We start from the raw sequence: 12,298 nt of genomic DNA, 5'->3' as shown, positions 1-12,298 counted from the left end.
CGAGGCCGGCCCGGCGCGGGCCGCCGCGAGCTAAGCAAGGCCCGTGCCCGTGCTGGGCCCGCGGCGCCCGTTTCCGCGGAATCCCACCTTGCGGCACCAGTAACCGCTGCGCAAAGAAACGGTCCAGCTTCCGCCGCAATGCTGGCCGCACTGTACAGGCCTCGCGGCGGTCAAGGAGATCGGTGATTCGGATGCGCAGGCCAGATCAGCCCGCCCTGACGGCCGCCGCCCACGGCCGCGTGTCCATGCCCTTCCTGCCGACGCTGGCCGTCGTGGCAATCCTGGGCGTGGCCTCGCTCTACTGCCCGACCTCGAAGCCGGGGCAGCCCGGCGCCCGGGTCGAAGCGGGCGTGTCCGCCGCGCCCGGACCCACGGATTTCGCGCCGATCGCCGCCGTCGCGGCGCCGGGCCGCCCGCCCGCCGTGATCGCGTTCGCCGAGCAGTACCCGCTCGACGCCGTGATCGCGCGGACGGGGTCCCTGCCCGCCCGTCCGGCCGTGGCCGCACGGGCGAACGCCCACGTCGCGGCCGCGGGCCGGCGCGCCTGCCCCGGCCGGCGCTGCCCCGAGACGCCCCGCAGCAACACCGATCCCATGGCGCCCGCCCGCGGGGCGGCCGATGAGGCCGAGGACGCCCTGCTCCCGTCGCAGGCCATGCCCTTCGCGGCCTCGGTGGTGGAGACCCTGGTTCCGGCCGCGCGGGCCGTCGGCGACGCGGCGAACCTCGTGCGCAGCAGCGCGAGGGCGGTCCAGGGCACGGTGGCCCTGGCGGTGGCCGACTGCCTGCGCTGACCGCGTCGGGCAGCGGGCACTCCGACCTCTGGATCTCGTGACCGGACGTCCTAGGTGCGTCGCAGCGGACGGCCCGGACTGCCGGCCGCGGACCGGGGCCGGGGCCGGATGGCTGCACGCATCGAGGATTACGCGCTCGTCGGGGATTGCCGGAGCGCGGCGCTGATCAGCCGTCAGGGCAGCGTCGACTGGTTGTGCTGGCCGCGCTTCGACGCGGCCGCCCTGTTCACCAGCCTCCTGGGAACCGAGGCGCACGGCTTCTGGAAGATCTTCCCCGAGGCCGAGCACGTCGAGACGCGCTGGTCCTACCGGCCGGGCAGCCTCGTGCTGGAAACCCGCCACACCACGCGGCAGGGCGAGGTCCTGGTCACGGATTTCATGCCGGTTGGCGACGGGTCCCATCTGGTGCGGCTCGTCGAGGGCGTGCACGGGCGCGTCGCCATGCGGATGGAGATGGCGGTCCGGTTCGATTACGGCTCGGCCGTGCCCTGGGTCTCCCGCTCGGAGCTGGGCGACCTGCGCGCCGTCTCGGGCCCGCACAAGGTCGTGCTGCGCACCGACGTCCATCTCAAGGGATCGGACGCGCAGACGACGGTGTCCGAGTTCACCGTCCATGCCGGTGACAAGCACCGGTTCGTCCTGAGCTACGGTCCCTCCCACGAGGAGGACCCGCCCCCGATCGAGCCGCGCAAGGTCCTCGAGACCACCGACCAGCACTGGCGCGAATGGTCGTCGCGCTGCGCCGGCGGCACGGGCTGGGACCGGATGCTCCAGCGCTCCCTCCTGACCCTCAAGGCGCTGATCTACGAGCCCACCGGCGGCATCGTGGCGGCGCCCACGGCCTCCCTGCCGGAGGGGCTCGGCGGGATCCGCAACTGGGATTACCGGTTCTGCTGGCTGCGCGACTCGACGCTGACGCTGATCGCCCTGATGGACGGGGGCTACATCGACGAGGCGCGCGACTGGCTGGGCTGGCTGCTGCGGGCCGTGGCGGGCAATCCCGAGCAGGCGCACATCCTCTACGGTATCGCGGGCGAGCGGCTGCTGCCCGAGATCGAGCTGGACTGGCTGCCGGGCTACGAGAACTCGCGGCCCGTCCGCATCGGCAACGCCGCCGCCAGCCAGTTCCAGCTCGACGTCTACGGCGAGCTGTTCGACGCGCTCTATCAGGCCCATGCCCGCGGCCTGCCGGTGAGCAAGGACGGCCTGCGGGTCGGCCTCGCGATCCTGAACCACCTGGAGACCGCGTGGCGAGAGCCCGACGAGGGGATCTGGGAGGTGCGCGGCGGGCGTCGCCACTTCACGCACTCGAAGGTCATGGCCTGGGTGGCGTTCGACCGGGCGCTGCGCATGCACGAGATGCACGAGAACGGCGCCACGCAGGAGCAGGCCGAGCGCTGGCGCGCCATCAAGGACGAGATCCACGCCGAGGTCTGCGAGAAGGGCTTCGACCCTGCCCTCAACAGCTTCGTCCAGTCCTACGGCGCGAAGGCCCTGGACGCGAGCCTCCTGCTCATCGCCCATACCGGCTTCCTGCCGCAGCACGATCCCCGGGTGGTCGGCACCGTGGAGGCGATCGGCAAGGGGCTGATGCGGGACGGCTTCATCCTCCGCTACGAGACCGAAGGCCAGACCACCGACGGGCTGACCGGCTCCGAGGGGGCTTTCCTGCCCTGCACCTTCTGGTACGTGGACAACCTCATCGGCCTGGGGCGGCGCGACGAGGCCGGGGTACTGATCGAGCGCCTGATCGGCATCTGCACCGATCTCGGCCTCGTCAGCGAGGAATACGACGTGCAAGCCAAGCGTCTTGTGGGTAACTTCCCTCAGGCGTTCACCCACGTCGCCCTCGTCAACACGCTCCTCAGCTATACGCGCGGCGAAGGGCCGGCGGATCGGCAGGGTGGTAAGGCCAACGGAGCTCCTCCCGCCGTCCTACGGCAGCGCGAAGCCGCGAAGCGGACCGCGCGAGGCGAACTGGAAGACGCGACATCATGAGCGGTGCTGACACTCCCGCCAAGGCGGCCCTCGCTGAGATCGATACGCTCAGCATCAACACGATCCGGACGCTCGCGATCGACGCGGTGCAGAAGGCCAATTCCGGCCATGCCGGCGCGCCCATGGCGCTGGCGCCGGTCGCCTACACGCTGTGGAACCGCTACCTGCGCTACGACCCGGCGCACCCGCACTGGCCGAACCGCGACCGGTTCGTGCTGTCCTGCGGCCACGCCTCGATGCTGCTCTACGGGCTGCTGCACCTCGCGGGCGTCGCCGAGAGCGACGGCGGCAATGCCCCGGCGGTGTCGCTGGAGGACATCAAGAAGTTCCGGCAGCTCGACAGCCGGACCCCGGGCCACCCGGAATACCACTTCACCACCGGCGTCGAGACCACGACGGGCCCGCTCGGCCAGGGCGTCGCCAACTCGGTCGGCATGGCCATGGGCAGCCGCTTCCTCGGCCAGCACCTGAACCGGCCGAACCTGCCGCTGTTCGACTACAACGTCTACGCCGTCTGCTCGGACGGCGACCTGATGGAGGGCGTCGCCTCGGAGGCCGCCTCGCTCGCCGGCCACCTGCGGCTCGCCAACCTCTGCTGGATCTACGACGACAACACCGTCACCATCGAGGGCCACACGGAGCTGGCCTTCGGCGAGGAGGTCGCGACCCGCTTCCTGGCCTACGGCTGGCAGGTGCTGCGCGTCGCCGACGCCAACGACGTGCACGCGCTGGCGGGCTCGATCGAGACCTTCCTGGCCACCAACGACCGCCCGACGCTCATCATCGTCAAGTCGGTGATCGGCTACGGCGCCCCGAAGAAGCAGGGCACCTCCAAGGCGCACTCCGACGCGCTCGGCGAGGACGAGGTGAAGGGCGCCAAGCGCGCCTACGGCTGGCCGGAGGACGCCCAGTTCCTCGTGCCGGACGGCGTGCAGGAGAACTTCCGGAACGGCATCGGCAAGCGCGGCGCCGGCCTCTACGATTCGTGGCAGGGCCTGCTCGCCAAGGCGAAGGAGGCGGACGCCGCCCACGCCGAGGACCTGAACGCCTTCCTGGAAGGCCGCCTGCCGGAGGGCTGGGACAAGGACATCCCGGTCTTCGAACCGGACGCCAAGGGCCTCGCCACCCGCGAATCCTCCGGCAAGGTGCTGAACGCCATCGCCCAGCACGTGCCGTTCCTGCTCGGCGGCTCGGCCGATCTGGCGCCGTCCAACAAGTCGAACCTGACCTTCGAGGGCGCGGGCTCGTTCGGCCCGTTCTCGCCGGGCGGCCGCAACCTGCATTTCGGCGTCCGCGAGCACGCCATGGGCTCGATCGTGAACGGGCTCGGCCTCTCCGGGCTGCGGGCCTACGGCGCGACCTTCCTGGTCTTCGCCGACTACATGCGCCCGCCGATCCGGCTCGCCTCGCTCATGGAGCTGCCGGTCTTCCACATCTTCACCCACGACTCGATCGGCGTGGGCGAGGACGGGCCGACCCACCAGCCGGTGGAGCAGCTCCTGTCGCTGCGCTGCATCCCGGGCCTCGTGACCCTGCGCCCGGCCGACGCCAACGAGGTCGCCGAGGCCTACCGGGTGATCTTCACGCTGAAGAACCAGCCGGCGGTTCTCGCCCTCTCGCGCCAGCCGCTGCCGACCCTCGACCGCGCGAAGTACGGGGCCGCCTCCGGCACCGCCAAGGGCGGTTACGTGCTGGCCGACAGCGAGGGCACGCCCGACGTGATCCTGCTCGCCTCGGGCTCCGAGGTGCAGCTCTGCGTCGGCGCCTACGAGGCCCTGAAGGCCGAGGGGGTGAAGGCCCGGGTCGTGTCGATGCCGTCCTGGGACCTGTTCGAGCGCCAGGACGAGGCCTACCGCGACTCGGTGCTGCCCCCCGCCGTCAAGGCCCGGGTGGCCGTCGAGCAGGGCAGCGTCATCGGCTGGGACCGCTACGCCGGCTCCGAGGGCGCGATCATCGGCATGCACACCTTCGGCGCCTCAGCGCCGATCAAGGATCTCCAGACCAAGTTCGGTTTTACCCCCGAGAAGGTCCTGGACGCCGCGAAGGCGCAGGTGGCCAAGCACAAGAAGTAGCCCGGGGGCCTGCTCTCCCGCCCGGTCCGGGCGGGAGGGTGCGTTCGGGCGAGAGTACGCGGTACGCGAGGCGAGGAACCGACATGAACGCGCTCAAGGCCCTGCACGACGAACAGGATCAAGCGGTCTGGCTCGACTTCGTGGCCCGCGGATTCATCGAGAAGGGCGAGCTGAAGCAGCTCGTGGAGCGCGACGGCCTGCGGGGCGTCACCTCCAACCCGTCGATCTTCGAGAAGGCGATCGGCCACTCGGACGAGTACGACGACAGCCTGAAGGCCGTGCAGGCGACCGGCGACAGCCGCGTCATCGACCTCTACGAGGGGCTCGCCATCGCCGACATCCAGGCGGCCGCCGACGTGCTCCGCCCGGTCTACGAGGCGAGCGACGGCGCCGACGGCTACGTCAGCCTGGAGGTCTCGCCCTACCTCGCCCTCGACACCGAGGCGACGCTGGCCGAGGCGCGCCGCCTGCACAAGGCGGTCTCCCGCGACAACCTGATGGTCAAGGTGCCGGCCACCCCGGAGGGGATCCCGGCGATCCAGCAGCTGACGAGCGAGGGCATCTCGATCAACGTCACCCTGCTGTTCTCGCAGGAGGCCTACGAGGCCGTGGCGCGCGCCTTCATCGACGGTCTCGACGCGCGCGCGAAGGCCGGCCACGACGTCTCGCGGATCGCCAGCGTGGCGAGCTTCTTCATCAGCCGCATCGACGTCCTGGTCGACAAGCTCCTCGACGAGAAGATCGCGCAGGCCAACGATCCGGACGAGAAGTTCGCCCTGGAGCAGCTGAAGGGCAAGGTGGCGATCGCCAACGCCAAGCTCGCCTACCAGCGCTACAAGACGATCTTCTCCGAATCCAAGTGGACCGCCCTGGCCGAGAAGGGCGCCAAGGCGCAGCGTCTGCTCTGGGCCTCCACGGGCGTGAAGAACAAGGCCTATTCCGACGTCCTCTACGTCGAGGAGCTGATCGGGCCGAACACCGTCAACACGATGCCGCCGGCCACCATGGACGCGTTCCGCGACCACGGCGTGGTGCGGGCCACGATCGAGGAGGACGTGCCGGGCGCCGAAGCGGTGATGAACCGCCTCGCCCGGGCCGGGATCGACATCGAGGCGGTGGCCGAGCAGCTGGTGAAGGAGGGCGTGCAGCTCTTCATCGATGCCGCCGACAACCTGCTGGGCGCCGTCGCCGGCAAGCGCGTCGCGCTGCTGGGGCACCGTCTGGACGGGCAGAGCCTCGCCATGGACGACACCCTGGCGGCCGAGGCCAAGAAGGCCGTCGAATCCTGGCGCGCCAGCGGGTCGATCCGCCGGCTCTGGGCGGGCGACGCCTCGGTCTGGTCCGGCCACGACGAGGCGAACTGGCTCGGCTGGCTGCACATCGTCGAGGAGGAACTGGAGAAGGCCGCCGACTACGCCGCCTTCTCCGACTGGGTGAAGGCGGAGGGCTTCACCGACGCCGTGGTGCTGGGCATGGGCGGGTCGAGCCTCGGCCCGGAGGTCCTGAGCCTGACCTACGGTCAGCGCGAGGGGTTCCCGAAGCTCCAGATCCTCGACTCGACCCACCCGGATCAGGTGCGCGCCCTGGAGGCGAGCATCGACCTGGCCCGGACGCTGTTCATCGTCGCGTCCAAGTCCGGCTCGACCCTGGAGCCGAACGTCTTCCGCGACTACTTCCTGGCCCGCGCCAAGGACGTGCTCGGCGAGAAGGTCGGCGACCACTTCGTGGCCGTGACCGATCCCGGCTCCGACATGGAGCGCGCCGCCAAGGCGGATGGGTTCAAAAAGATCTTCTACGGCGTGAAGCAGATCGGCGGGCGCTACTCGGTGCTCTCGGCCTTCGGCCTCGTGCCGGCCGCCGCCATGGGCCTCGACGTGAAGGCGCTCCTCGAGACCGCCCGCATCATGGTCCGCTCCTGCGGCCCGGCCGTGCCGCCGGCCGTGAACCCGGGCGTCCTGCTCGGCACGGCCATCGGCGCCGCGGCGCTCGCCGGCCGCGACAAGGTGACGATCGTCGCCTCGCCGGCGATCGCGAGCTTCGGCGCCTGGGCCGAGCAGCTGATCGCGGAATCGACCGGCAAGCAGGGCAAGGGCCTCGTGCCGGTGGACGGCGAGCCGGTCGGCGTTCCTGCCGTCTACGGCCACGACCGGTTCTTCGTCTACCTGCGCCTCGACGGCAACGCCGAGGCCGCGCAGGACGAGGCCCTGCGCGCCCTGGAGCGGGACGGCCACCCGATCGCCCGCATCACCCTCGACTCGATCGACCAGCTGCCGCAGGAATTCTACCGCCTGGAGATGGCGACCGCGGTGGCCGGCGCTGTGATCGGGATCAACCCGTTCGACCAGCCCGACGTCGAGGCCAGCAAGGTCGAGACGAAGAAGCTGTTCGCCGAGGCCGAGGCGAAGGGCGCCCTCCCCGCCGAGACGCCGCTCTACGAGGACGACTGGGTCGCGCTCTACGCCGATCCGCGGAACGCCGACGCCCTCAAGCCGGCCGCCGAGGGGCTCGAGGCCGCGATGAAGGCGCAGATCGGCCGCCTGAAGGACGGCGATTACCTGGGGCTCCTGGCCTACGTCCCGCGCGACGCCGAGTCCGCCGCGATCCTGCAGGAGCCGCGGATCGCCGTGCGCGACGCCCGCAAGGTCGCGACCTGCCTGGAGTTCGGGCCGCGGTTCCTCCACTCGACCGGCCAGGCCTACAAGGGCGGCCCGGACACCGGCGTGTTCCTGCAGATCACTGCGGACGCTGCCGAGGACCTGCCGATCCCGGGCCGGAAGCTCGGGTTCAGCACCGTCGCCGCGGCGCAGGCGCGGGGCGACTTCGCCGTCCTCGCCGAGCGCGGCCGGCGGGCGCTGCGCGTCCACCTCAAGGGCGGCGACACGAAGGCCGGCCTCGTCCGTGTCGCGGCGGCCCTGAAGATGGCGGTCGTCTAGCCGCTTGGACCGGCGGCGGGGGGCTTCCCGGCCCGCCGTCGGCCCGCCGCGGCAGGCCGTGGCAGACCTCGTCCCGCGAGCGGGCGAGGCTCGCGGATCGCCTGTGACGTCGGTGAAGCCGTAGGGGCCTGACCCTCGCCGCGCGGGGGCAATCGGTAAGGAAGGGCAGCAATGCAACTCGGCATGATCGGCCTCGGCCGGATGGGCGGCAACATCGTCCGGCGTCTCCTGCGCGACGGGCACACAGCCGTGGTGTTCGACCAGAACCCGGCGGCCGTCGCCGCCCTGGTCGAGGCCGGTGCGGTCGGCGCGTCGAGCCTGGAGGACCTGGTCTCGAAGCTCGAGGTGCCGCGCGCGGCCTGGGTGATGCTGCCGGCCGGGGCGATCACCGAGCAGACCGTCCAGGCGCTCTCGGGGCTGATGCAGGCGGACGACTGCATCATCGACGGCGGCAACTCCTTCTACGGCGACGATGTCCGCCGCGGGGCCGCCCTGAAGGAGAAGGGCCTGCACTACGTGGATGTCGGCACTTCGGGCGGCGTCTGGGGCCTGGAGCGCGGCTACTGCATGATGATCGGCGGGGACAAGGAAGCCGTCGACCGCCTCGACCCGATCTTCAAGACCCTGGCGCCCGGCATCGGCGACATCCCGAAGACGCCGAACCGCGAGGGGCGCGACCCCCGCGCCGAGCAGGGCTACATTCACGCGGGCCCGACCGGCGCCGGCCACTTCGTCAAGATGGTCCATAACGGCATCGAGTACGGCCTGATGCAGGCCTACGCGGAGGGCTTCGACATCCTCCGCCACGCCAACGCGTCCGACCTGCCGGCCGAGCGCCGCTTCGATCTCAACATGGGCGACATCGCCGAGGTCTGGCGCCGCGGCAGCGTCGTCTCGTCCTGGCTGCTCGACCTGACCGCCCAGGCACTCGCGGGCGACGAGCAGCTCACCGACTTCTCCGGCTACGTCGAGGATTCGGGCGAGGGCCGCTGGACCATCAACGCCGCCGTCGAGGAGGGCGTCCCGGCGACAGTGCTCTCCGCCGCGCTCTACCGCCGCTTCCGCTCCCGCGAGCACGCGAGCTACGCCGACAAGCTGCTCTCGGCGATGCGCAAGGGCTTCGGCGGCCACCAGGAGCCGAAGGGCTGAGCGGGACGCCCGCCGGCCGACCTGTCCGACCCCCGAAGCCGCAGGGCCCGAACCCATGAGCCTTCCCGTCGGAACCCACGTCCTGAAGGATCCGGAGGCGGTCGCCCGCGAGGCGGCCGAGCGGATCATCGTGGCCTGCGGCGAGGGCCGGTCCGACCGGATCGCGCTCTGCCTCTCGGGCGGCTCGACGCCCAAGGTGCTGTACGGCCTGCTCGCCGGGCCGGACTACGCGGCCCGGGTGCCGTGGGAGCGGATCCACTGGTTCTTCGGCGATGACCGCGCCGTGCCGTGGGACGATCCGCGCAGCAATGTCCGGATGGTCCGGGAGGCCTTCGGGCACGGGTCCCGGATCCCGCCGACGCATCTCCACTTCATCCCGTCGGACGCGGGCCCGGAGGCGGGCGCCCGCGCCTACGAGCGGACGCTCCTCGACTTCTACGGGGCCGAGCGCCTCGATCCGGCCCGCCCGCTGTTCGACCTCGTGCTCCTCGGCCTCGGCGAGGACGGGCACACCGCCTCGCTGTTTCCCGGCAAGCCTGCCGTCGACGAGACCCGGCGGCTCGTCGTCGCCGTGCCCGAGGCCGGCCTGGAGCCGTTCGTCCCGCGGATCAGCCTGACGCTGCCGGCGCTCGCGTCCTCCCGGCACGTGCTGTTCCTCGTCACCGGGGCCGGCAAGCGGGCCCCGCTGGCCCGGCTGGCCGCCGGCGAGACCCTGCCGGCCGGCCGCGTGACCAGCGCGGGCGCCGTGGCGTGGCTGCTCGACGAGGCCGCGGCCGGCTGAACCCGCCGCGCCGGCGTCAGCCGCGCGGGAATGATCGGGCGCGCGCAACACCATTTCCTACTTGGGCGTCTCCGAGCAATGGCATTGCCACGTCGCACGTGATGACGTTCGAGAACGCAACCCGTCATCGCCAGCCTCTGGGTATCCTTCGTGCAGCCTCGTGAAAGGGCACCGAAGGAGACCTGCCGATGCCGCAGACCACCACCCCGACCGACGTCGAGGCGATGCTGGCGAACCTCGCGCGCTCCGCGAGCCGCTCGCCGGAGGCCTATCTGGCCTCGGCCCGGGCGACCCTGGTGCGCCTGCTGGCCCAGCCGGATCTGCTCGACCCGTCGCGGCTGGTCGGCCGGGGGCCCGGCCTGAGCCGGAACCTCCTGTTCGGCACCGAGGCGATCAGCGTCTGGGCGATGGTCTGGGAGCCCGGCACGGTCACGCCGGTCCACGACCACCACTGCTCGTGCTGCTTCGGCCTGCTGCGCGGCAGCCTCCGGGAGACGTGGTACCGTCCGATCAGCGAGACCCACGCGGTGGCGACCATGGACGCCGTCCGCGAGCCCGGCTTCGTCGCCTGCATGATGCCCACGGGGCCGAACCTGCACAGGATCGCCAATGACGGGCCGGAGGCGGCCGTCTCGATCCACGTCTACGGCTACGACCACCGGGCGCAGGATTCGTCGATCCACCGGACCTACGCGGTGGCGGCGGGCTGAGCCCCGCCGCGGCGCGGCCGCGTCACGCCACGTAGATCGTCGGGACGGCAGTCGTATACTTCATCTCCTCCATGGCGATGGACGAGGACAGGTTCGAGAAGTCGAGCTTGGCGATGAGGCGCTGGTAGACCGCGTCGTAGGCCTCGATATCGGGCACCACGATCCGCAGCAGGTAGTCGATCTCGCCGGTCAGGCGCCACGCCTCGACGATCTCCGGGAAGCCGGCGACCACCCGCCGGAACGCGTCCGACCAGTCGGCGGCGTGGCGCGGCGCCTTCACGGCCACGAACACCGTGGTGGGGACGTTGACCTTGCGGCGGTCGACCAGGGCGACCCGGCGGCGGATCACCCCGGACGCCTCCAGCTTCTTCACCCGCCGCCAGCACGGCGCCGCGCTGATGCCGACCTGCTCGGCGAGTTCGGCCACCGGGAGCGTCGCGTCCTGCTGGAGGAGATCGAGGATCTTCCGGTCCACGGCGTCCATACGATCGATGCTCCCGTCGGCGCGTCCGGGCCGGACTACAGGGCGAAGTGCTTCGAGAGCTTGAGCCCCTGGGCCTGGTAGTTCGAGCCGGCCCCCGCCCCGTAGAGCGTCTCCGGCAGGTCGAGCATCCGCTCGTAGACGAGGCGGCCGACGATCTGCCCGTCCTCCAGAAGGAAGGGCACGTCGCGGGAGCGGACCTCCAGCACGGCCCGCGCGCCCGCCCCGCCGGCCCCGGCATAGCCGAAGCCCGGGTCGAAGAAGCCCGCGTAGTGGACGCGGAACTCGCCCACGAGGGGATCGAACGGCACCATCTCGGCGGCGTGGTCCGGCGGGACCTGCACCGCCTCCTTGGAGGCCAGGATGTAGAACTGGCCGGGATCGAGGATCAGGCTGCCCGATCCGTCGGCGGCGAGGGGTTCCCAGAAATCCGCCGCCCGGTGGCGACCGGGGGCGTCGACGTCGACGAGGCCGGTGTGGCGCTTCGCCCGGTAGCCGACGAGGCCGTCGAAGCCGGCGAGGTCGACCGAGACCGCCACGCCGCCCTGGAAGGACGGGCTGCCGGCGTCGACCAGGGCCGAGCGGGCGTGCAGCAGGCCGAGCTCGGCCTCGGTCAGCCGCGGCGCCCCGCGGCGGAAGCGGATCTGCGACAGCCGCGAGCCGCTGCGCACGAGGACCGGGAAGGTGCGCGGCGAGATCTCCGCGTAGAGCGGCCCGTCGTAGCCGGGCTCGACCTGGTCGAAGGCCTCGCCCCGGTCGGTGATGACGCGGGTGAAGACGTCGATGCGCCCGGTCGAGCTCTTCGGGTTCGCGGCCGCCGCGAGATCGGCCGGCAGGGCGAGGCTCTCCTGAAGCTCCGCGATGTAGACGCAGCCCGTCTCCAGGACGGCGCCCGGGCGCAGGTCGACGGCGTGCAGCGACAGCCGGTCGACGCAGGCCTGGACCGTCCGTCCCGAGCCGGGCAGGAAGCTCGTCCGCACCCGGTAGGCCCTGGCGCCCAGGCGCAGGTCGAGGCTCGCGGGCTGGATCTGATCGGCCGCGAAGGGGCTCGCATTCCGGATGCCGCCCGCCCGCGCGAGGGCGGCGATCGCCTGGGCCGGCAGGATGCCGGATCGGCCGTCCGCGCTCGTCTCGGCGGCTCCCGTGGCTGCGCCCGCGTTCATCGCGCCCCTGACTCCCTCGCGCGCCCCGGCCGGTCCGCGTCACGCCGAGCAGCGTTGTCCGCCGGGACCCGCTAACGCGGGCTTAACCGCGTCCGGAGGCCTCGCGAGGCCGGCGCCGCGACCGGCAGCCCGCCGCGCCGCGCGAGGTAGTCCGCCGCAATTGACGGCGATTCCGCCGCCCACTACCACCGGCCGGGAAGCGCGTTCCATTCGGCTTCAG

At 71.8% G+C, this 12,298-nt stretch carries 9 protein-coding genes; 7 read left to right on the top strand and 2 right to left on the bottom strand.

Translation table 11 applies throughout. From position 1 onward, the window contains the following. Positions 1–191 precede the first annotated feature (191 nt). The 7 genes from ACQKQD_RS25545 (at position 192) to ACQKQD_RS25515 (ending at position 10,434) form a co-directional block, all read left to right on the top strand. The gene (locus ACQKQD_RS25545; RefSeq protein ID WP_020094177.1) at positions 192–791 is read left to right on the top strand and encodes a hypothetical protein; all 600 of its coding nucleotides are present in this window, start codon (positions 192–194) and stop codon (positions 789–791) included. A 108-nt stretch (positions 792–899) separates the two neighbouring features. Continuing rightward, positions 900–2,789: a glycoside hydrolase family 15 protein gene (locus ACQKQD_RS25540; protein ID WP_427509915.1), complete on the top strand. Its 1,890-nt coding sequence runs from the start codon at positions 900–902 to the stop codon at positions 2,787–2,789. Beyond that, a complete protein-coding gene (gene tkt / locus ACQKQD_RS25535) occupies positions 2,786–4,861 on the top strand; it encodes a transketolase (protein ID WP_020094175.1) in 2,076 nt (691 codons plus the stop codon). Before ACQKQD_RS25540 ends, tkt begins: the two co-directional genes overlap by 4 nt. 83 nt (positions 4,862–4,944) lie before the next feature. After that, the gene (locus tag ACQKQD_RS25530; RefSeq protein ID WP_427509914.1) at positions 4,945–7,794 is read left to right on the top strand and encodes a bifunctional transaldolase/phosoglucose isomerase; all 2,850 of its coding nucleotides are present in this window, start codon (positions 4,945–4,947) and stop codon (positions 7,792–7,794) included. Between the two features lie 171 nt (positions 7,795–7,965). After that, entirely contained in the window at positions 7,966–8,943 is a 978-nt protein-coding gene (gene gnd, locus ACQKQD_RS25525; RefSeq protein ID WP_020094173.1) for a phosphogluconate dehydrogenase (NAD(+)-dependent, decarboxylating), read from the top strand. Between the two features lie 55 nt (positions 8,944–8,998). Continuing rightward, on the top strand, positions 8,999–9,724 hold the full coding sequence (gene pgl / locus ACQKQD_RS25520; RefSeq protein ID WP_427509913.1) for a 6-phosphogluconolactonase: 726 nt from the start codon (positions 8,999–9,001) through the stop codon (positions 9,722–9,724). Positions 9,725–9,912: 188 nt separating this feature from the next. Next, positions 9,913–10,434: a cysteine dioxygenase gene (locus tag ACQKQD_RS25515; RefSeq protein ID WP_427509912.1), complete on the top strand. Its 522-nt coding sequence runs from the start codon at positions 9,913–9,915 to the stop codon at positions 10,432–10,434. A 22-nt stretch (positions 10,435–10,456) separates the two neighbouring features. Here the strand turns inward: ACQKQD_RS25515 and ACQKQD_RS25510 are convergent, their stop codons facing one another. Both ACQKQD_RS25510 and ACQKQD_RS25505 read right to left on the bottom strand, forming a co-directional pair. Then, the gene (locus ACQKQD_RS25510) at positions 10,457–10,918 is read right to left on the bottom strand and encodes an Lrp/AsnC family transcriptional regulator (protein ID WP_012319278.1); all 462 of its coding nucleotides are present in this window, start codon (positions 10,916–10,918) and stop codon (positions 10,457–10,459) included. Between the two features lie 35 nt (positions 10,919–10,953). Next, positions 10,954–12,078 carry a 2'-deoxycytidine 5'-triphosphate deaminase gene (locus ACQKQD_RS25505; RefSeq protein WP_020094170.1) on the bottom strand — a complete coding sequence of 375 codons (1,125 nt, stop codon included), beginning with the start codon at positions 12,076–12,078 and terminating at the stop codon, positions 10,954–10,956. Positions 12,079–12,298 lie beyond the last annotated feature (220 nt).

Source organism: Methylobacterium sp. NPDC080182 (assembly GCF_050281105.1).
Lineage (GTDB): Bacteria > Pseudomonadota > Alphaproteobacteria > Rhizobiales > Beijerinckiaceae > Methylobacterium.
The sequence above is the reverse complement of the archived record's forward strand: the minus strand, read 5'-3'. Positions and strand labels throughout refer to the sequence as shown.

Excerpts from the sequence above, each read along its gene's own strand:
- ACQKQD_RS25545 (WP_020094177.1), top strand. The coding sequence starts at position 192 with ATGCGCAGGCCAGATCAGCCCGCCCTGACGGCCGCCGCCCACGGCCGC.
- ACQKQD_RS25540 (WP_427509915.1), top strand. The coding sequence starts at position 900 with ATGGCTGCACGCATCGAGGATTACGCGCTCGTCGGGGATTGCCGGAGC.
- tkt (WP_020094175.1), top strand. The coding sequence starts at position 2,786 with ATGAGCGGTGCTGACACTCCCGCCAAGGCGGCCCTCGCTGAGATCGAT.
- ACQKQD_RS25530 (WP_427509914.1), top strand. The coding sequence starts at position 4,945 with ATGAACGCGCTCAAGGCCCTGCACGACGAACAGGATCAAGCGGTCTGG.
- gnd (WP_020094173.1), top strand. The coding sequence starts at position 7,966 with ATGCAACTCGGCATGATCGGCCTCGGCCGGATGGGCGGCAACATCGTC.
- pgl (WP_427509913.1), top strand. The coding sequence starts at position 8,999 with ATGAGCCTTCCCGTCGGAACCCACGTCCTGAAGGATCCGGAGGCGGTC.
- ACQKQD_RS25515 (WP_427509912.1), top strand. The coding sequence starts at position 9,913 with ATGCCGCAGACCACCACCCCGACCGACGTCGAGGCGATGCTGGCGAAC.
- ACQKQD_RS25510 (WP_012319278.1), bottom strand. The coding sequence starts at position 10,918 with ATGGACGCCGTGGACCGGAAGATCCTCGATCTCCTCCAGCAGGACGCG.
- ACQKQD_RS25505 (WP_020094170.1), bottom strand. The coding sequence starts at position 12,078 with ATGAACGCGGGCGCAGCCACGGGAGCCGCCGAGACGAGCGCGGACGGC.